Source organism: Butyrivibrio sp. AE2032 (genome assembly GCF_000702965.1).
This window is the reverse complement of the sequence record NZ_JNLF01000003.1, coordinates 1,161,103-1,181,456: the sequence shown is the minus strand read 5'-3', so window position 1 is coordinate 1,181,456 and position 20,354 is coordinate 1,161,103. Positions and strand designations below refer to the sequence as shown.

The window sequence follows — 20,354 nt, the reverse complement described above, 5'->3', positions numbered from 1 at the left end:
ATAAGGATTCAAGGTCACAACAGGAGGAAATATCATGGAAGCAGTCAGCAAACTTGTTGCATATGGTGTTAAGACAGGCCTTATTGAGAGGGAAGACATAATCTATACCGTCAACTCTCTTCTTATAGAGCTGGGGTTGGATGCAACAGACATTGAAGTAGCAGATGTGGAAGCACTTGTAGAGAAGGTGCCTTCCGATGAAAAAGAGCTTTCTTCTTATCTTGAGAGTGTTCTTAAGGAGCTTTGCGATTTCGCGGCAGAAAAAGGCCTTATTGAAAGCGACAGCGTTGTATACAGAGATCTCTTTGACACAAAGCTCATGGGCGTAATGACAGAAAGACCCAGCGCAGTAATAAAGAAGTTCAAAGAGGAGTATGCCAAGAGCCCGGAGGCAGCTACAGAATATTATTATAACTTCTCCAAGAATACAGACTATATAAGACGCTACAGAATTGCAAAGGATATGAAGTGGATCGCTCCCACAGAGTACGGCGATCTGGATATCACAATTAACCTCTCAAAGCCTGAGAAGGACCCTAAGGCTATTGCAGCTGCAAGAAATGCAAAGCAGAGTGGCTATCCAAAGTGCCAGCTTTGCTGGGAGAACGAGGGCTACTCAGGAAGAGTTGATCACCCGGCAAGAGAGAATCACAGGATCATTCCTGTAACTATCCAGGATTCAAAGTGGGGATTCCAGTATTCTCCATACGTTTATTACAATGAGCACTGCATAGTATTTAATTCAAAGCATATCCCAATGAAGATCGAGCATGGCACTTTCTGCAAGCTCTTTGATTTTGTAAAGCAGTTCCCTCATTACTTCGTGGGATCAAATGCTGACCTTCCGATTGTTGGAGGATCTATCCTTAGCCATGATCATTTCCAGGGAGGACACTATACCTTTGCCATGGCAAAGGCTCCTGTGGAGAGAAGCTTTACCGTAAAAGGCTTTGAGGATGTTAAGAGCGGAATCGTTAAGTGGCCTATGTCAGTTATAAGACTGTCTGCTCCGGACTATGAGAGAGTTATTGCCCTTGCTGACGTTATCCTTGAGAAGTGGAGAGGATATACAGATGAGGCAGCCTTTATTTTTGCTGAGACTGACGGTACACCTCATAACACCATCACTCCTATCGCCAGAAAGCGCGGAGAAGACTACGAGCTTGATCTGGTACTTAGAAATAACATCACTACTGATGAGCATCCGCTGGGAGTTTATCACCCACATGCCCAGCTTCATCACATCAAGAAGGAAAACATCGGCCTTATCGAAGTAATGGGACTTGCTGTACTTCCTGCCAGACTTAAGGAAGAAATGGCAAAACTTGAAGAAGCTATTATTGCAGGGGCTGACCTTAGGGCGGATGAGGTCCTTGAAAAGCACGCTGATTGGGTAGATGAGTTTAAGACCAAATACGACAGCATTAATAAAGAAAACATCCATGAGATCATTCAGAAGGAGATCGGCATAGTGTTTATGCACGTTCTGGAGGATGCTGGAGTTTACAAGAGAACCAAAGAGGGCCAGGAGGCCTTTGACAGATTTGTTAAGACCATAGGATAAATAAGAGCCGGGAGACTGTACTTTTGCAAGCTCCCGGCATTACTATTAGTATTTATGCATTTACAGCTTCTTCCTTGTAATCAAGGAGATTCAGGATCGTGTTACGACTCAAAGAGTTAAGGCCCTTGGCGATCGGAATGAGACCATCAAGTTTTTTTTGGATCTCTGACTCGCTGTAGCCGAGCTTGGTCTGATACAGGTCAATTAAGAGTCTGTAGGTTCCGGTTATATCAGTTCTGGTCTTTATGGCGAATTCAAGGACTTTGGTTGCATCTTCATAGCGCCCCACATCATAAAGCTCTTTTCCCCACTTTTGAAGAGAGCATACAAGGGCGGTGTAGTTCTGGTCGTACTGGGAAAGAACAGTGATATTGGCTGTCCCATACTCCAGCTTAAGGTCCGTGTTGGGAATACCTGTGAGGTTGACGATCTTCTCGTCCTTAAGAGCCATAAGTTCATCTTCGGCACTTTGTAGCGTTGGATTTCCATCGGCAGTTCCGAAGGGAAGAAGGTCAAAAGGAATATGGACATAGTCCAGAGTTTCAAGGCTCTTTTTGCGGGTGTTGTTGGCCTGGGATTCTCTTGCCCAGAAATCTTCTTCACGCTGTTCCGTCTTTCTGGAAACGCGACGCATGTTGATGTTCATGAATATGCATAACAATATGAAACTTGCTAAAAAGGGGAATTTCATCTATAATATCCTTTCAGTAAATTCGGTCACATTTACATAATATCACAGAGGAAGTATTATGAAAAAATATTTTCAGGGGTTTGTTGTAGCTCTTTTGCTGGCTCTTACCATTCCCGGCAGCAGAGTTTATGCGACAGACGCCAGGCAGATTGCCAAAGGAGTAAATATCGGAACTGTCGATGTGTCAGGCCTTAGTATAACTGATGCGGAAGCAAAGGTTTCTACATATGTTAATGAGCTCTGCGAACAGCCCATCACACTTACAGCGGGCGAGGGAAAAGAGCTTTCGTTTACCGGAACTGATATTGGCCTCTACTGGAGTAACACAGGCGTAGTAGAGGACGCATACGCACTGGGACACCAGGGCAATATTTTACAGAGATACAAAGCGCTCAAGGATCTTGAGCATAACACACATACCTTTGATATTGTGTACGGATATGAAAAAGAGGCTCTTCAGGAAATAGTAGCAAATTGTTCCAAGGAGTTTGATCAGGAGACCATCAATTACACCCTGACCAAGACAGCAGACGGATTTGTGGTATCTGACGGCCAGTCAGGATATCTTGTGGACCAGGAGGCATCTCTTTCTGCCATTGACAGTTTCATTCAGACAGGAATGGGCAAAGGCAGCAATGTGGTTTCCCTGGCAGTTAAGGTTGACGAGCCAAGAGGAAGCTACGATGAACTCTCCAAGGTAAGAGATGTTCTAGGAACCTTTACTACAAGTTATAAGACTTCAGGTGCATCAAGAAGCGCCAATGTAGCTAACGGCTGCAGACTGATAAACGGATCAACCATCTATCCCGGAGAGGAGTTCTCCGTACTTGATACTATCACTCCATTTACAGAGGCAAACGGTTATTTCCCTGCCGGTTCCTACTTAAATGGTCTTGTTGTTGAGAGTGTTGGCGGAGGAATCTGCCAGGTTTCCACTACTCTTTATAACGCAGTTCTTTTGTCAGAGCTTGAGGTTACAGAAAGACACAACCACTCAATGATAGTAACTTACGTGGAACCTTCAGCCGATGCAGCTATTGCAGAGTCCGGTGGAAAGAACTTTAAGTTTGTAAACAGCACTCAGGCACCTATTTATATAGAAGGATACACTACTTCAGATAAGCACATTACATTTACCATCTATGGTGTTGAGACCAGGGACCCATCAAGAAAGGTGTCCTATGAGAGTGAAGTCTTGGAAAAGACTCCTGCTTCTGCAGATCAGTTTGTGACAGATCCGTCATCAGCTCTTGGTTCTGTTAGCACCCAGTCAGCACACCTTGGCTACAAGGCTCAGCTTTGGAAGATCGTCACAGAAAACGGTCAGACCACCAGAGAAGTTGTAAATAGCAGCAACTACAAGATGGTACCGAAGATTGTTACTGTTGGTACTGCCGGAGCAGATGGAACACAGATGGCCCAGATCCAGACAGCCATTGCCACAGGGGATGTAGCTACAGTTAAGTCAGTTGCCGGAGCTTTGGCAGCAGCCAGAAATGCCGCAGGTACTGATGGTGAAGAGGCAGCAAATCAGGCAATCAACGATGCAGTAAACGCAGCAAATGCTCAGCTTCAGCAGCAACAGGAAGCAGCACCTGACATGGAGAGTGTTCAGACAGACGGCTGACAGACTTTGGAGAGTGGATGAGAATTGGTAAGATAACTGAGAATGCACTTAAGCGCTCAGTTTTGAAGCAGATAAGAACCGAATATAAAGGAATTGAAAGCGCAGCTGTAGGGTCAGACTGCGCTTTTTCTAATGATAAAAGGGCATTTAGTGCCATATGTCCTGTCACGGCGGACATTTCTAACCCGGGCTTTTACGCTGTCATCAAGGCAGCAAACAGCCTGATTGCGCAGGGAATACAGCCGGATCACGTTACGCTTTCCATCCTGTTACCTGCGGATGCGGAGGAAAAGACCCTTAAGACCATTGTAAGTGATGCGATAGAAGCCGCCAGAATATGCGAAACCACCTACGCCGGAGGACATACGGAAGTCACGGAGGCGGTGAACCGGGCGATAGTTACGGCAACGGCAGTTGGGTATGAGAGGACTGTTGCTTCGAAGGAGGAAGGCTCCGAAGCCGTTGTTGGAAAGGCCGGGAAGAAGGCGGACCTTGAACATGGCGTGAGCCCCAAGCCACGAGCGGGACAGGACCTTGTGATCACCAAGTGGATCGCTCTGGAAGGCACTGCCATGCTTGCGAAGGAAAAGCAGTCTGAACTTGTCACCAGGTATCCTGCTCCCTTCATAGATGGGGCGGCAGATTTTAGGGATTTTCTGGACATTCGAAAAGAAGCGCAGGTAATTGCACAGCTAACCAGTAAGGCGACATCCGGACAGAATTTGGATGCTGATACGGCCACGGGCACCGGTGGAATTTCCGTCCACGACCTGTCATCGGGAGGCGTTTATGCAGCTCTCTGGGAGATGGCTGAGCGAGCGGGATGCGGACTTAGAGTCGACTTAAAGAGCATACCTGTAAAGCAGGAGACTATAGAGATCTGTGAGTTTTTTGAAGTTAATCCATATCAGTTAATATCTGGTGGATCTCTTTTGATCGCCTGTGATGACGGTGAAAAGCTGGTAGAAAGCCTTGAGGAAGCCGGTATCCACGCTGCGGTAATTGGAAGCCTTAAGGAAGGCAATGACCGTATAATTGTAAACGACGATGAGGAGAGATTTTTGGAACTTCCACAGGCAGATGAGATTCACAAGGTTTTGTAGTGTATAATTAGTATTTATAAAAATAGAAAAGGGGAGAAATGAATGAACACAAGACAGGAGATACTTAACATAATCGAGAAGAACAGTCGCATCGATGTTCATGAACTCAGTGTTTTGCTGGGGGCGGAGGAAATCCTGGTGGCCAATGAGCTTAAGGCCATGGAAGAAGAGGGGATCATCTGCGGTTATCACACAATGATAGACTGGTCCAAGACTGATATAGAGAAGGTAAACGCCCTTATCGAAGTAAAGGTTACACCTCAGAGGGGCCTTGGCTTTGACAGCATAGCTGAGAGAATATACAAATATCCCGAGGTTACAAGTGTTTATCTAATGAGTGGCGGCTTTGACCTTATGGTTATCCTTGAGGGGAAGACCCTTCAGGAGGTAGCTGGCTTTGTGAGCAACAAGCTTTCTACTCTGGACACTGTCCTTAGCACAGCAACACATTTCATCCTTAAGAAATATAAGGACCACGGAACTATTCTTGATAAAAAATATGAAGACACAAGGGAGATTGTTTCACCATGAGAAACCCTATTGGAAAAAAGGTAGTAGATATAAAGCCATCGGGTATCAGGAAGTTCTTTGACATCGTCCTTGAGACTGAGGGAGCTATTTCTCTTGGTGTGGGCGAACCAGACTTTGACACTCCCTGGCATATTAGAGATGAGGGTATCTATTCCCTTGAAAAGGGAAGGACCTTCTACACATCAAACTCCGGACTTAAGGAGCTTAGGTGTGAAGTATCAAACTATATAAACAGAACTCAGGGTGTCAGCTATGACCCCATAAAAGAGATATTCATCACTGTAGGAGGTTCTGAAGCTATTGACCTGGCCCTTCGCGCTATGGTTGACCCGGGGGATGAGGTCCTTATTCCTCAGCCCAGCTATGTATCCTATGAGCCCTGCGCTATTTTGGCTGACGCTGTACCTGTGATAATCGAGCTTAAGGAAGAGAATGACTTCCGCCTTACTGCTCAGGAGGTACTTGATAAGGTTACCGACAAGACAAAGATACTGGTTCTTCCTTTCCCCAACAACCCAACAGGTGCGATCATGGATAAGGAAGATCTTGAGGCTATAGCAAAGGTAGTCATTGAAAAGGATCTTTTTGTTATCTCCGATGAGATTTACAGTGAGCTGACTTATAGTGGCAAACACGTATCAATTGTTTCTCTTCCCGGAATGAAGGAGAGAACAATCCTTATAAACGGATTTTCCAAGGCCTATGCCATGACCGGCTGGAGACTGGGCTACGCCTGTGGACCTGAAGAGATCATGGCCCAGATGGTAAAGATCCATCAGTTTGCCATCATGTGCGCTCCAACAACCAGCCAGTATGCTGCAGTGGAGGCTCTTAGAAACGGCGACGCTGACGTTGCAATGATGCGTGAGCAGTATAATCACAGAAGAAGATATCTGTTAAATGAGTTTGAGCGTATCGGACTTCCATGCTTTGAACCCTTTGGAGCCTTCTATGTATTCCCAAGCATCAAGAAGTTTGGCATGACCAGTGAAGAATTCTGTACAAGACTTCTGAAGGAAGAAAAGCTTGCTGTTGTTCCAGGAACTGCCTTTGGTGACAGCGGAGAGGGCTACATAAGAGTGTCCTATGCATACTCTTTAGAGAATCTTAAGGCTGCTATGGAAAGACTTGAAAGATTTATATCAAAGCTTTGAGCATATTTAGTATTATCTAAAGCCTCCTGCTTTTTGTGATAAAAATGCACAAAAAGCAGGACTTTTTTTGTGTAAATCAATGAATATCTAAACTATTTCATGTATATCTAAAATAATCATTGACACTGTGTTTTGGTGAAATTAGAATTTACATAGAGCCTGGAATGGTAACATCAGGCAAAAATCAGGAGAAAATACTGGAATGAATGGTAATACAGAGCTTAAATATTTCGAACCATGGATACTTCAGAGGGCAGATCCATACGTATACAGGCATACTGACGGAACTTATTATTTCACAGCTTCCGTACCGGAATATGACAGGATTGTCTTAAGGAAATCTGATACTCTGCAGGGACTTTCAGATGCTCCTGAGACGGAAATCTGGCATAAGCATGAAAGTGGCCCCATGAGCATTCACATCTGGGCTCCGGAACTCCACTTCCTTGATGGAGCCTGGTATATATACTACGCCGGAGGGGATAAGGACAATATCTGGGAGATCAGGCCCTATGTGCTCCAGTGTAAGGACGAAGATCCAATAACAGGAACCTGGACAGAGCTCGGAAAGATCCAGAGAGCTGACGAGGATGAGTTTTCTTTTGAAGCGTTTTCACTGGACGCCACTATTTTCGAAAATAAAGGTGAGAGATACTACGTTTGGGCAGAGAAGGTCGGCGTTGGAAGGCAGATAAGTAACCTTTATATTGCTAAGATGCAGACCCCATGGAAGCTTTCAACCGTACAGGTGATGCTCACTACTCCCGACTATGACTGGGAGAGGGTTGGATACTGGGTAAATGAAGGTCCTTCAGTTATTAAGCATGGCAACAAGCTCTTTTTAACATATTCAGCAAGTGAAACAGGAAAGGCTTACTGCATGGGCATGTTGACGGCAGATATGGACAGCGACCTTCTTGATCCAAGGAGCTGGACTAAAGAAAGGTACCCTGTGCTTAAGTCTGATGAAACAAAGGGAATTTATGGTCCTGGGCACAACAGCTTTACTGTGGACGAGGAAGGAAGAGATATATGCGTCTTCCACGCAAGAAATGAAGAAACGATAGAGGGGGATCCTCTTTACAATCCCAACAGACATGCGAGACTTATGCCTGTTAAGTGGGATGCTGAGGGAAGGCCTGTTTTTTCTTTTGAACAGGGAGAATAACAATGAGAAATAAGCTTTGTAAATATATGGCAGTGGGGATGAGTGTATGCATGACTCTTTTGGCAGCAGGTTGTGGAAATGCCGCGGAAGAGGCCTCTTCACTGCCGGAGGAGATTCCAATGGAAGAGATTGCAAAAGGCTCGGTTAATTCAGGGGCTTCACTTCATGATCCACAGGTTATCCTTGGGGATGATGGCACCTATTATTGCTACGGAACCCATATGACAGCTGCAACCTCCACTGACCTGATGAAGTGGAACACCTGGGCTGATGGTGTGAATGGTTCCAATAAGATTTTTGACAACGTGATAGCTGAGCCCTTCGAGGCTTTTTCTTTTGTGGGAAAGAATGATCAGAATGGTTACTCTGTGTGGGCTCCCAGCGTGATCCACAATAAGACCACCGGGAAATACATGATGTATTTTTGCACCACTTCATCATATATTAAGTCCAACATTGTGATCGCAACCTCTGACAATATTGGCGGACCTTATCACTACGAAAAGACCATCATATATTCAGGCTTCACCAAGAAGGATCTGGATCAGACTAATTTTTACGACATCCTTGCGGATGATGCGGCAACTAAGAACAGGTATATAGCAGGCGGAGCTTACAACAACCAGCTCTGGCCAAATGCCATAGACCCGGCCATGTTCTATGACAAGGATGACAGGCTGTGGATGGTATACGGTTCCTGGTCTGGCGGCATTTTTGTACTGGAACTTGATAAGGAGACGGGAGAGCCTATTCATCCTGAGACAGATGACGATAACGAGGTGGATGCATACTTTGGGAAAAGGGTTATCGGTGGTTGCCACCATTCTATCGAGGGCCCATACATTCACTATGATAAGACAACAGGATACTACTATCTGTTTCTTTCCTATGGGAATCTCCAGGCAGATGGCGGATATCAGATAAGGGTGCTCAGGTCTGAGAATCCTGACGGTCCCTATGTGGATTCTATGGGACAGAGCCTTGGAATAAGGGGAGACCTTAACGCCTACGCAGATTATGGTATAAAGCTTATGGGCAATTACACTCTGCCCAGCCTTAATGTTACATACATGGCTCCGGGCGGACAGTCGACCTTTGAGGGAAGTGACGGAAAGCTTTATATCGTGTACCATCAGAGATTCAAGAATAATGGCGAGTTCCACTCTGTAAGAGTTCATCAGATGGCCATGAATGAAGAGGGATGGCCCTGTGTATTCCCTTTTGCAACAAATGGTGAGAGCCTTTCCGAGACGGGATACAAGCAAAAAGACATAAAGGGAACCTTCTACGTTCTTGACCACGGACTTGAGATAAACAATCTGGTGAACGAGACAAAAGAGTGTCACTTTGAAGATGGACAGATAACGGGTGGATTGACCGGCACCTATGAGGTTTCGGAAGGTACAAACTATATTACTATTAGTGCTCAGGATGTAACCTATAAGGGCATTATGGTAGAGATGACAGATGAAGCAGGAAACAACACCTTATGCATCAGTGCAGTTGGTGATAACAATCATTCAATATGGGGAGTAAGATATGGCAAAACTGGTGATCAATGAAACTAAGAAAAAGGGCAGGATCGAACCCGAGGTATATGGACATTTCTCGGAGCATCTTGGAAGATGCATCTATGAAGGTCTTTATGTTGGGGAGAATTCTGATATTCCTAACGTAAATGGAATGAGGAGCGACGTTGTAAATGCGTTAAAAGAGATAAACGTACCTCTCCTTCGCTGGCCCGGCGGATGCTTTGCTGACGAATACCACTGGATGGACGGTATCGGGGATAAGTCAAAGCGCAAGAAGATGATAAACACTCACTGGGGCGGAGTAATGGAAGATAACAGCTTCGGAACCCACGAGTTTATGGAGCTTTGCAGACAGCTTGGATGTAAGACCTACGTAAATGGTAACCTGGGAAGCGGAACTGTTCAGGAGATGAGCCAGTGGGTTGAATATATGACCTTTGAGGGAGTATCTCCCATGGCAGACCTGCGCAAAGAAAATGGTCACGAGGATGCATTCCAGCTGGACTACTTTGCTGTAGGTAACGAAAACTGGGGCTGCGGCGGTAACATGACTCCCGAGTACTATGGTAATCTCTATCGTCGCTATCAGACCTACCTTCGCCAGTACAATCCGGATAAGAAGTTCAAGAAGATTGCCTGCGGAGCAAATGTGTCAGACTACCATTGGACAGAAGGTGTGCTTAAGACCTGCTTTGACCATTCTCCTGAGCATGAGCATGGTTTCATGGATCTTATTTCCCTTCACTACTACGATATGCCTCTTGGCTGGGAGCCTAAGGTAAGTGCTACAGAGTTTGATGACGAGCTTTGGTACAAGACCCTGAACAGGGCATATTACATGGATGAGCTCATCGTAAGACACAGCGCGATCATCGATCAGTATGATCCAGATAAGAAGATCGGCCTTGCAGTCGATGAGTGGGGAACCTGGTACCAGGTAGAGCCTGGAACCAATCCTGGATTTTTGTATCAGCAGAACTCTATTAGAGACGCTCTTGTTGCAGGTATTACCCTTAACATCTTCAACAAGCACTGCGACAGAGTAAAGATGGCATGTATCGCACAGATGATCAACGTGCTTCAGTCCGTGATCCTAACAGATGGCGCTCAGATGATAAAGACTCCTACTTATCACGTATTCCACATGTACCGTCACCATCAGGGTGCTGACCTTCTTGAGAGTGACATTACAGGTGCATCAGAGATCGGAGCAGATGTTGTGAATGGAAAGGTTCCGGATATCACAGAATCTGTTTCAGAAAAAGACGGAATCATCACTATCACCCTTAATAACCTTTCTGTTTCTGAGGCAAAAGAGCTTGATGTTGTATTTGCTGAAAAGAAAGATATCCAGGTTGTTGAAGCAAAGTATGTTGGAGGCGGAGACATCCACGACCACAACACTTTTGAAGAGCCTGAGAAGGTAGTTGAGAAGGAGTTCAAGGATTACTCACTTGATGGCGGCCTTAAGGTTAAGGTTCCTGCTGCAAGTGTTGTAGAGATCAGGGTAAAGTAAACCGGATCATAATAACAGAAGAATAATACAGGCCTGTCCTGGGAGCTTAACCAAAGCTATCCAGACAGGCCTATATTTGTTTGTATAGCGTTGAGCCATAGGCTATAATAGGGGTAACGTTGTGAAATAAGGAAGGACATGAACATGCCACTTAATTCAGAAGACAACAAGGAGAAACTGGCGGACACAGGCTTTATCAGCGAAAAGATCAAGCAGCGCCCTATAAACAGAAAGAAGCTTCTTCGAAGAACTGCAATTACCTTCTTTCTTGCCATTGTGTTCGGTATAGTTGCCTGCTTCACATTTCTTTTCCTGCAGCCGGTCTTTAGTGATAAGCTGTATCCTGAAGCTGAGCCGGAGAAGATCTCTTTTCCGGAGGAGACTATTCAGGACGAGCTGACTCCTGAGGAGATGTATGTGGATGACAACGCCATCCTGGAGAATGAAGTTCAGAATCTTGAGGCTTCTCAGCAGGATAAGATTGATGCTGCCCTGGCATCATACAGTTTTACTGCTTCTGATTATGGGAAGATGATGTCCTCTCTTAAGGCGGTCGCAGCTGATGTTTCATCCAGTCTTGTGACGGTGACAGCTGTGTCAAGTGATACCAACTGGTTCAGCGAGTCCTTTGAGAGCAGCGGTTCTGCGTCTGGAGTGATCGTTGCGAACAACGTTACCAACTACTTTATTGTCACTCCCTCAGCAGCAATTGCTGAAGCTGAGAGTATAAGGGTCACCTTCTGCAACGGTGCTGTAGCAACAGCGGAGATTAGCCTTTCTGACGACATTACAGGTCTTAGTGTTATCACGGTGAGAAGGGCCACTCTTACAGAGAGCACCAGGGATAAGGTTTCCACTGCAACCCTTGGAAGTTCCAATACAGGCACTCTGACGGGAATACCTGTTATTGCTGCTGGAAGTCCTATTGGAATTCAGGACTCCATATCCTATGGGATCATCACCTCGGAGAAGACAGCCCTTGCCCTTGAGGATTCCTACTATAAGCTCCTTACCACAGACATCTATGGAAGCACGAAGGGCACGGGAGTTCTCACCAATCTTAACGGACAGGTCATTGGTATCATAGACATGTCCTATAACACAGAAGATCTTCAGAACCATATCTGCGCCATTGGCATTACAGAGCTCAAGGGCCTTATTGAGGATCTTTCAAATGGCAGAAACAGAGCATATCTTGGGATTCACGGAGCAACCATTCCTGCGGATGTCCAGGAGTCTGAAAGCATTCCGGCAGGAGCTTACGTTATCCAGACAGAGCTTGGAAGCCCTGCTATGCAGGCGGGAATCCAGAGCGGAGATATCATAACCTCCATCAACGGCCAGGAGGTTGGAACCTACGAGCAGCTTGTAACAAAGCTTTCAGGGTGCTCGCCTGAGGAAACAGCCACCTTTTCAGTAAAAAGACAAGGTCCAAATGATTACATTGACCTTGAAATAGAGGCAACTTTAACAAGTGCCACACATAATTAAGTATTAGAAATGAGGATTTTTTTATGAAGTTTATCAAGGATCTTAAAACCGGAGACAGAATTGCTGACATTTACATGTGCAAGCACAAACAGTCAGCTACCACCAAGAACGGAAAGGAGTACTATTCCGTAACTCTCCAGGATAAGACAGGTACTGTTGACGCCAAGATTTGGGAGCCCAACAGTGATGGAATAGATGAGTTTGACGATACAGACTGCATCGATGTTTTCGGAGAAGTGACCAGCTTTAACGGTGCTCTTCAGATCAACATCAAAAGGGCAAGGAAGTGCCATGAGGGTGAGTTTGATCTCTCCAACTATCTTCCTGTTTCCTCCAAGGACAATGACCAGATGTACAAAGAACTCTTGGGAATTATTGGCACTATTGAGAATCCCTATCTCAAGAAGCTTCTTGAGGAATTCTTTGTAAACGATACGGATTTTATAGAGCTTTTCAGAAGATCCAGCGCGGCAAAAACTGTACACCACGGCTTTATCGGCGGACTTTTAGAGCATACACTCAGTGTTACAAAGCTTTGCAGCTATATGGCATCAGCTTATCCAATGCTGAAAAGAGATCTTCTTCTTACAGCAGCTATCTGCCACGATATAGGTAAAACAAAGGAACTGAGTCTTTTCCCTGTAAATGACTACACTGATGAGGGGCAGTTCCTTGGCCACATCGTCATGGGCTGTGAGATGGTAGGAGAAAAGGCAAGGCTTATTGAAGGATTTCCGGAGCTTTTAAAGCAGGAGCTTCAGCACTGTATCCTTGCTCATCACGGTGAGTTTGAGTATGGATCTCCCAAAAAGCCCGCTATTATGGAGGCTGTGGCATTGAATCTGGCCGACAACACTGATGCGAAGATGGAGACCTTCACTGAAATCCTTTCAAATATCACTACTCCCGGATGGCAGGGATTCAACAAATTCTTCGAGAGTAACATCTTTGAAACAAAAATGGACTGAATACCATTTATAGATAAACAAAAACAACTTTAGATTTTTGTGTAAAACGACAAAAATTTAAAATATTTAAGAAAAATCTAAAATAGATATTGACTCCCAATCCTCCTGTTTAGTAAAATTGCTGTAACAGATGTAACTTAACGCAATTTTTTAGGAGGATTTGCTATGAAAAAGAAGGTTTTAAGTGTTTTACTGGCTGGTTGCATGACACTTGGTATCCTCACCGGATGTTCAACAACAACTGTTGAAGAGGCTGGCGAGGCTACAGCTGACACACAGGCTCAGACTGACACAGCAGTTGCTGAGACAAGCTCAGAGTCAACAACCGAGACTCTCGCAGGAGAGGGAGATCAGACAATCCACGTATTCCTTTACATGCAGGAGCATGAGAAGGAAATCTACCAGAAGCTCATCGACGAGTTCGTAGAGGAGCACAAGGATCAGGTTAAGGAAGTTGTATTCGAGGTTACAACTCAGGATGAGTACAACCAGAAGATGATCGCTAACATGACTGCTAACGATATGCCTGATGTATTCTACGTAGGACCTGCAGCTGTTCGTTCTTATGTAGACAACGGCTATGTACTTCCTCTTGACAAATATGTAGACGATGCAACCATAAAGAGCATTTGGGGAACAACTCAGGAGATCTACCGCTATGACGGCAAGAACATCGGAACAGGTTCTCTCTATGCATTCCCTAAGGATCTTTCATGCTTTGCATTTGCGTACAACCAGGATCTTTTTGATGCAGCAGGTCTTGAGTATCCTGATCCGGAAAAGCCATACACCTACGATGAGTTCGTAGAGGTCTGCAAGGCTCTTACAAAGGATACAGACGGCGACGGCGAAGTTGATCAGTGGGGCGTTGCATGTGCTGATCAGTGGGGCATGACACCTATCCTTTACTCAAACGGTGTTAAGTTCCTCAACGATGACATGACAAAGGTTAACGTTGCAAACAACCCTCAGCTTACAGAGGCCCTTACATTCTACACAGACCTTACAAGAAATGGCCTTACACCTTCTGTTGAGCAGGATACAGCTCTTGGTGGATACCAGAGATGGCTTGATGGCCAGGTTGCTTTCTACGCATGTGGTACTTGGGACGTTGCAGCATTCATGGATGACGCTACATTCCCTTACAAGTGGAATCTTTGCGGATGGCCTGTAGGACCTTCAGGTGATGGAAGATCACACACATGGATGGGATCAGTTGGTTACTGCGTATCTGCTACAACAGAGTATCCTGACCTTTGCGCAGAGCTTGTTTCAAAGCTTTCAACAGATGTTGACGGACAGAGAGCAGTTTCAGGTATTTCAACTGGTGCTTCTATCCAGCTTCCTAACATCACAGAGCTTGCTTATGGCGAGTTCAAGGACGCTGTAAATTCAGGCAAGGTTCCTTACGCTTCAAACGTTGATGTAATCTTCGGATACTTTGATGGCAATGATCACTACGCAGCAGCTCTTCAGGAGACAGATTACACATACAACTCAGAGTGGTTCACACCTTTCTGGTCAGGTGTATTCAACATCAAGAACGGCGACATCGAAGTTCAGGATTACCTCAACCAGGTAGAGCCTGAGATGCAGGCACTTCTTGACGAAGCTATCGAGCTTCAGAATTCTGCTACAAAGTAATTTGGGCAAACACTAGATCATAAACCAAACAGAGCCCCTCTGTATAATTGCTGAGGGGCTCGTTTTTTAAGATTTTTCAGGGGAAGAGTAAAGATGGCAAAGAACAAAGTTAAAGTACACAGATCTGCCATGGCAAAAAGAGAAGAGCGATGGGCGTGGCTCTTTATAGCAGCTCCGTTTGTCGGATTTATGCTCTTTATGGCATACCCTATCGTGTTCGCACTTATAGCAAGTACCAGTAAATGGACCGGAATGAATTCGCTGTGGGGCAACATTGTGGGGCTTCGCAATTATGCAAAGATTTTTGCAGACTATAAGTTCTGGAAATCCATGGCTACAACCATTATCTATATGATCGGTATTCCTATCGGAATGATCCTGGGTATGCTGATCGCTATGGGACTTAACAGAGGAATTCCCGGGAAAAGACTCCTCACCACCATGTACTACGTTCCCGTAGTATCCTCACTGGTTGCTGTTTCAATTTTGTGGGCATGGGTGTTCAACTATGACTACGGTCTTTTAAATGGAATATACAAATTCCTAACAGGAATGCACGGACCTAACTGGCTCGGTGATGAGCACATGGTAAAGATTTCCCTGATCATATTTATGGTATGGAAGGGACTTGGAGGAACCGTCATTCTCTACCTGGCGGGATTACAGAATATCCCAAGAGACTATTATGAGGCGGCTATGATCGATGGAGCCAACGGATGGAATAAGTTCCGCAACATTACACTTCCGCTTCTTTCGCCTGTAACCTTCTATGTACTTATCACCTCCCTTATCGGTGGTTTCCAGGTATTCGTAGAAGTTCAGGTTATGACACCAAACGGCGGACCAAACTACAGCTCTGCGACAGTTGTATTCTATCTGTATGAAAAGGCCTTCACCAATGGCCAGCTGGGATACGGAAGTGCAGTTGCAGTTATTCTTGCGATAATCATATTCATTATCACGGCCATCAACTTCTGGGGCCAGGATAAATGGGTTAAGACTATAGATTAAGGAGGTGTGACAATGGATGTAGCATTAATGAACAAACCAAAAGCTAGTAAAAAAGATTATCAGTCTGATCACGTCACAACTCCCAAGGAGAAGGCGTTTAATGTTTTAATATTTATCCTGTTATTTCTTTTTGCGATAACAATGGTGTTCCCACTTATTTATATGGTGGCAACATCTTTTATGACAAAGAATCAGATCCTTTCCGGAACCCTTACTATCATTCCGGATCCTATCCTCATTGGAAAATACTCAGAGGTTATGAAAAAGGGCCAGTTCATAAGCGGTATCTTCAACACAATAAAGGTTGAGATCCCGGTACTTCTTATCGGTGGATTCACTTCATCACTGGCTGCCTTTGCTTTTGCAAAGATGGAATTCAGAGGCAAGAATGCTTTATTCCTTGCGCTCCTTGCAACAATCATGATTCCTTTTGCAGTAGTAATGATCCCTCAGTACGTGCTCTTTACCAAGCTTCGCTGGACAAATTCTTTAGCACCGCTGATTATTCCGGGATGCTTTGGAAATGTAAGCATGATATTCTTCCTGAGGCAGAATCTTTACAGCATCCCATCAGACCTTATGGATGCTGCTAAGATTGATGGATGTAACTATTTCAAGATCTACTATAAGATCTTCCTTCCTCTTATGAAGGGAGCACTTGGTACCCAGCTCATGCTGTGGTTTATGGGAATCTGGAATGACTATCTTGCACCAACGATCTTCCTTCGAAGCGAAAAGCTTTGGACATTGCAGGTGGTTATCAGATCCTTCAATCACTACTATGCGATACAGAGTGATTATGCCCTGATAATGGCGGCTTCAGTAATAGCAATGCTTCCAACTTTGGTATTGTTCTTCTTGTTCCAGCGCGTTATCATTGAATCAATCGCAATCAGCGGAATCAAATAATGGGGGTTGTCCAATGCTTCATATTAAATCTCTTGATGAGGGACTAGAGCTTTTTAAGGCTCTTGGCTCAGATGTCAGAGTCGAGATAATAAAGATACTTCTAAATGAAAATGCCATGAATATGAATGAGCTGGCAAGTCGCCTGAATATTACCAATGGCGCTCTGACCAGTCATATAAAAAAGCTGGAAGAATGCGGAGTTGTAACAGTTTCTTCTGAAGCATCCGGTCATGGCAACCAGAAGGTGTGCTCTGTACATTTGGACAAGATACTTATTGAACTTCAGGACAAGCCTGAGAATGAGAATGTTTATACCACAGACATCAAGGTGGGGCTGTTTTCAGATTACTGTGTATATCCTACCTGTGGTCTTGCTACAAGCACAAGGCTGATTGGAGAGGTGGACGATACCAGATACTTTGCCCATCCGGACAGGTATGAAGCAGATATTCTCTGGTTCACCAAGGGCTTTGTTGAGTATGCTATTCCAAATTTTGTTCCTTCAAACCAGAGGATAGATGAGATATGTATTTCTTTGGAGCTGAGCTCAGAGGCACCGGGAGTAAATAATGTATGGCCTTCAGATATCTATTTTTATCTGAATGATACCCTGCTTGGAACCTGGACAAGCCCAGGAGATTTCGGAGATGTTAAAGGAATCTTCACCCCTGACTGGTGGTTCCCAAACTGGAATCAGTATGGACTTCTTAAAATGCTTGTGGTTAACCACAAGGGAACCTTCATAGATGGCCTCCAGATATCTGATACATCTATCGATCAGTTCAAATTTACATCCAAGAGTGCCCTTAAGTTTAAACTGGAAGTACCGGACAGTGCAGAGCATGTGGGCGGACTTACCATATTTGGAAGGGGCTTCGGAAATTATAATCAGGACATCAATGTCAAGATGGCATATAGTCCCATTGAAATTTGAGAAGACGGAACTGCAGGTTAATAAAGCTTGCAGTTCCTTTTTTTGCGCGTAAATGATAAACTGTAATGTGGATTACTACGTAAATAAGGCATTTAATAAGGATCGACAATGAACACTAAAGCACTACGCGTACTTGAGTACGACAAGATAATAAACAAACTCACTGACCATGCCTCTTCTGAGCCAGGAAAAAAGCTTTGCAAAGAGCTGCTTCCTTCCACAGATATAAAGGAGATCAGAAAGAACCAGGAAAAGACCTCTGATGCCATAGCAAGGATTTTCAAAAAGGGTTCTATAAACTTTGGGGATAACAGGGACTTTTCCGGAACACTAAAGGCACTTAAGATCGGAAGCTCTCTTGATATGGCGGGGCTCTTGAGGCTGGCAGCTTTTCTTGACAATGTAAACAGGGTAAAGAGCTATGGAAGACCCGGAAGGGACGATGAAGCAAGGGATTCCCTTTCAGAGTCCTTTGAGATGCTTGAGCCACTTACCTTTGTATCTGCAGAGATCAGAAGATGTATTGTATCAGAGGATGAAATGAGTTCTGAGGCAAGTCCTGCCCTTAAGCACATAAGACGTGGGATAATGCTTGCCAATGACCGTATCCATGAACAACTGAACAAGATGATAAACGGGACACTTCGCACCTACCTTCAGGATGCAGTTGTTACCATGCGTGGTGACAGATACTGTATCCCTGTTAAGGCTGAGTATAAGTCTCAGATAAACGGCCTTGTCCACGATCAGTCATCTTCGGGATCAACTCTTTTCATTGAGCCGGCGGCTGTTGTAGAACTGAACAACAAACTCAGGGAGATGGCTCTTCAGGAGCAGGCAGAGATTGAGAAGATCCTGGCAGAGCTGAGCCTTTCTGTGGCTGAGCATGTGGATACCATCCGCTATAACAGCGAGATCATGACGGATCTTGACTTTGTTTTTGCCAAGGCATCCTATGCCCTTGAGATAAATGCTATAACGCCGATATTTAACGACCATCATGCCTTTGACCTTAAGAAGGCAAGGCATCCACTTATTCCCAAGGACAGAGTGGTGCCCATTGATGTTTATGCCGGTCGGGACTTTGATATGCTTATCATCACAGGACCTAATACCGGTGGTAAGACAGTAACACTTAAGACAGTAGGTCTTTTAACTCTGATGGGACAGGCTGGTCTTGCGATTCCTGCCGGGGACAGGTCAGAGCTTGCGGTGTTTGAAGAGGTTTATGCAGACATTGGAGACGAGCAGAGTATTGAGCAGTCTCTTTCAACTTTCTCGTCGCACATGACCAATACGGTATCAATCCTTGAGAAGGCGGATGAGAACTCGCTGTGCCTGTTTGATGAGCTGGGGGCAGGAACTGATCCTACAGAGGGAGCGGCTCTTGCAATATCTATCCTGAATGAGCTTCACACCAGGAAGGTAAGAACACTGGCAACCACCCATTACAGCGAGCTCAAGGTCTATGCCCTGAATACAAAAGGGGTCAAGAACGCCAGCTGCGAATTTGATGTGGAGTCCTTAAAGCCCACCTATAAGCTACTTATCGGACTTCCCGGAAAGAGTAATGCTTTTGCTATTTCCTCAAAGCTTGGCCTTTCAGATCGTATCATCGAGGCAGCAAAGGAACAGATAAGCACAGATGACAAGCAATTTGAGGATCTTTTGGCCGATCTGGAAAAGAGCCGTAAGATCATTGAAAATGAGCGCCTTGAGATAGAGCAGTACAAGAAGGAAGCTCAGGAGCTCCGTCAGCAGCTTGAGCAAAAGACGGATAAGCTGGACAGGCAGCGTGATGATATCCTTCGTGAAGCAAATGAGCAGGCAAGAGAGATCCTTCAGGAAGCCAAGGACGTTGCAGACGAGACCATACGAGTCTTCAGGAAGGCAGGCCCTAATGCCTCTATGCAGGATCTTGAAAGGACAAGGACCAGTCTTGGTCAGAAGATCTCGGACAAGAACAAGGCCATTGCCAAGAAGGAAAAGCCAAAGGAGAATCATCCTGTACTTAAGGAATCCCAGTTAAAGCTAGGTGAGACTGTAAGGATAGTGTCCATGGGGCTTAAGGGAACCATATCGTCAAAGCCCGACAAGGATGGAAATCTCTTTGTTCAGTGCGGAATCATAAAGACCAAGGCCAACATCAGAGACCTGGTTTTGGTTGGAGATGAGGATCCAAAGGCTGCAATGAAGAAGTTCTACGGAAGGAATACCTCCGGAGGGCAGATGGATCTTTCAAAGGCTTCCAATATAAGGACAGAGATAAATCTTATTGGCAAGAACAGCGACGATGCTATTGCAGCACTGGATAAATATCTGGACGATGCCTACGTATCACACCTTAATAACGTCAGGGTGGTTCACGGAAAAGGCTCCGGTATTCTTAGACAGGCAGTACATAATTATTTAAAGGGTGTGCCCTACGTCAAGTCCTTTAAACTCGGTGAGTTTGGAGAGGGTGACGCGGGCGTTACCATAGTTACTTTTATGAAGTAAGCAAGGGGGATA

Annotated in this window: 16 protein-coding genes; 15 read left to right on the top strand and 1 reads right to left on the bottom strand. The window is 45.0% G+C overall.

The window, feature by feature from the left end; translation table 11 throughout:
* Positions 1-34: 34 nt before the first annotated feature.
* Entirely contained in the window at positions 35-1,564 is a 1,530-nt protein-coding gene (gene galT, locus BO18_RS07290; RefSeq protein WP_034444948.1) for a UDP-glucose--hexose-1-phosphate uridylyltransferase, read from the top strand.
* Between the two features lie 52 nt (positions 1,565-1,616).
* Here the strand turns inward: galT and BO18_RS07285 are convergent, their stop codons facing one another.
* On the bottom strand, positions 1,617-2,255 hold the full coding sequence (locus tag BO18_RS07285; RefSeq protein WP_066738218.1) for a hypothetical protein: 639 nt from the start codon (positions 2,253-2,255) through the stop codon (positions 1,617-1,619).
* 58 nt (positions 2,256-2,313) lie between these two features.
* Here BO18_RS07285 and BO18_RS07280 point away from each other — a divergent pair, with 58 nt between their 5' ends.
* The 14 genes from BO18_RS07280 (at position 2,314) to BO18_RS07215 (ending at position 20,342) form a co-directional block, all read left to right on the top strand.
* Positions 2,314-3,882, top strand: a complete 1,569-nt coding sequence (locus BO18_RS07280; protein ID WP_034444946.1) for a VanW family protein — start codon at positions 2,314-2,316, stop codon at positions 3,880-3,882.
* Between the two features lie 17 nt (positions 3,883-3,899).
* Positions 3,900-4,985: an AIR synthase-related protein gene (locus BO18_RS07275; protein ID WP_034444944.1), complete on the top strand. Its 1,086-nt coding sequence runs from the start codon at positions 3,900-3,902 to the stop codon at positions 4,983-4,985.
* A 42-nt stretch (positions 4,986-5,027) separates the two neighbouring features.
* On the top strand, positions 5,028-5,516 hold the full coding sequence (locus tag BO18_RS07270; protein WP_034444942.1) for an Lrp/AsnC family transcriptional regulator: 489 nt from the start codon (positions 5,028-5,030) through the stop codon (positions 5,514-5,516).
* On the top strand, positions 5,513-6,670 hold the full coding sequence (locus BO18_RS07265) for an aminotransferase class I/II-fold pyridoxal phosphate-dependent enzyme (protein WP_034444940.1): 1,158 nt from the start codon (positions 5,513-5,515) through the stop codon (positions 6,668-6,670). Before BO18_RS07270 ends, BO18_RS07265 begins: the two co-directional genes overlap by 4 nt.
* A gap of 202 nt (positions 6,671-6,872) precedes the next feature.
* Entirely contained in the window at positions 6,873-7,838 is a 966-nt protein-coding gene (locus tag BO18_RS07260) for a glycoside hydrolase family 43 protein (RefSeq protein ID WP_034444936.1), read from the top strand.
* A 2-nt stretch (positions 7,839-7,840) separates the two neighbouring features.
* Positions 7,841-9,400 (top strand): glycoside hydrolase family 43 protein, encoded by a 1,560-nt coding sequence (locus BO18_RS07255; protein WP_034447134.1) that lies wholly within the window; start codon positions 7,841-7,843, stop codon positions 9,398-9,400.
* Positions 9,378-10,886 (top strand): alpha-N-arabinofuranosidase, encoded by a 1,509-nt coding sequence (locus tag BO18_RS07250; RefSeq protein ID WP_034444934.1) that lies wholly within the window; start codon positions 9,378-9,380, stop codon positions 10,884-10,886. Before BO18_RS07255 ends, BO18_RS07250 begins: the two co-directional genes overlap by 23 nt.
* Before the next feature lie 144 nt (positions 10,887-11,030).
* Positions 11,031-12,377: a S1C family serine protease gene (locus tag BO18_RS07245; protein ID WP_051688560.1), complete on the top strand. Its 1,347-nt coding sequence runs from the start codon at positions 11,031-11,033 to the stop codon at positions 12,375-12,377.
* 23 nt (positions 12,378-12,400) lie between these two features.
* Complete coding sequence (locus BO18_RS07240) at positions 12,401-13,345, top strand: 3'-5' exoribonuclease YhaM family protein (protein ID WP_034444931.1); 945 nt, start codon at positions 12,401-12,403, stop codon at positions 13,343-13,345.
* Between the two features lie 165 nt (positions 13,346-13,510).
* Positions 13,511-14,989, top strand: coding sequence for an ABC transporter substrate-binding protein (locus BO18_RS07235; protein ID WP_034444928.1), 1,479 nt, complete (start codon positions 13,511-13,513; stop codon positions 14,987-14,989).
* Positions 14,990-15,082: 93 nt separating this feature from the next.
* Complete coding sequence (locus tag BO18_RS07230; RefSeq protein WP_034444926.1) at positions 15,083-16,000, top strand: carbohydrate ABC transporter permease; 918 nt, start codon at positions 15,083-15,085, stop codon at positions 15,998-16,000.
* A 12-nt stretch (positions 16,001-16,012) separates the two neighbouring features.
* A complete protein-coding gene (locus tag BO18_RS07225; RefSeq protein WP_242856528.1) occupies positions 16,013-16,909 on the top strand; it encodes a carbohydrate ABC transporter permease in 897 nt (298 codons plus the stop codon).
* Between the two features lie 13 nt (positions 16,910-16,922).
* Positions 16,923-17,843 (top strand): ArsR/SmtB family transcription factor, encoded by a 921-nt coding sequence (locus BO18_RS07220; protein ID WP_034444924.1) that lies wholly within the window; start codon positions 16,923-16,925, stop codon positions 17,841-17,843.
* A 108-nt stretch (positions 17,844-17,951) separates the two neighbouring features.
* Positions 17,952-20,342, top strand: a complete 2,391-nt coding sequence (locus BO18_RS07215) for an endonuclease MutS2 (RefSeq protein ID WP_034444921.1) — start codon at positions 17,952-17,954, stop codon at positions 20,340-20,342.
* Positions 20,343-20,354 lie beyond the last annotated feature (12 nt).

Coding starts and splice junctions, on each gene's coding strand:
- galT (WP_034444948.1), top strand. CDS start 35: ATGGAAGCAGTCAGCAAACTTGTTGCATATGGTGTTAAGACAGGCCTT.
- BO18_RS07285 (WP_066738218.1), bottom strand. CDS start 2,255: ATGAAATTCCCCTTTTTAGCAAGTTTCATATTGTTATGCATATTCATG.
- BO18_RS07280 (WP_034444946.1), top strand. CDS start 2,314: ATGAAAAAATATTTTCAGGGGTTTGTTGTAGCTCTTTTGCTGGCTCTT.
- BO18_RS07275 (WP_034444944.1), top strand. CDS start 3,900: ATGAGAATTGGTAAGATAACTGAGAATGCACTTAAGCGCTCAGTTTTG.
- BO18_RS07270 (WP_034444942.1), top strand. CDS start 5,028: ATGAACACAAGACAGGAGATACTTAACATAATCGAGAAGAACAGTCGC.
- BO18_RS07265 (WP_034444940.1), top strand. CDS start 5,513: ATGAGAAACCCTATTGGAAAAAAGGTAGTAGATATAAAGCCATCGGGT.
- BO18_RS07260 (WP_034444936.1), top strand. CDS start 6,873: ATGAATGGTAATACAGAGCTTAAATATTTCGAACCATGGATACTTCAG.
- BO18_RS07255 (WP_034447134.1), top strand. CDS start 7,841: ATGAGAAATAAGCTTTGTAAATATATGGCAGTGGGGATGAGTGTATGC.
- BO18_RS07250 (WP_034444934.1), top strand. CDS start 9,378: ATGGCAAAACTGGTGATCAATGAAACTAAGAAAAAGGGCAGGATCGAA.
- BO18_RS07245 (WP_051688560.1), top strand. CDS start 11,031: ATGCCACTTAATTCAGAAGACAACAAGGAGAAACTGGCGGACACAGGC.
- BO18_RS07240 (WP_034444931.1), top strand. CDS start 12,401: ATGAAGTTTATCAAGGATCTTAAAACCGGAGACAGAATTGCTGACATT.
- BO18_RS07235 (WP_034444928.1), top strand. CDS start 13,511: ATGAAAAAGAAGGTTTTAAGTGTTTTACTGGCTGGTTGCATGACACTT.
- BO18_RS07230 (WP_034444926.1), top strand. CDS start 15,083: ATGGCAAAGAACAAAGTTAAAGTACACAGATCTGCCATGGCAAAAAGA.
- BO18_RS07225 (WP_242856528.1), top strand. CDS start 16,013: ATGGATGTAGCATTAATGAACAAACCAAAAGCTAGTAAAAAAGATTAT.
- BO18_RS07220 (WP_034444924.1), top strand. CDS start 16,923: ATGCTTCATATTAAATCTCTTGATGAGGGACTAGAGCTTTTTAAGGCT.
- BO18_RS07215 (WP_034444921.1), top strand. CDS start 17,952: ATGAACACTAAAGCACTACGCGTACTTGAGTACGACAAGATAATAAAC.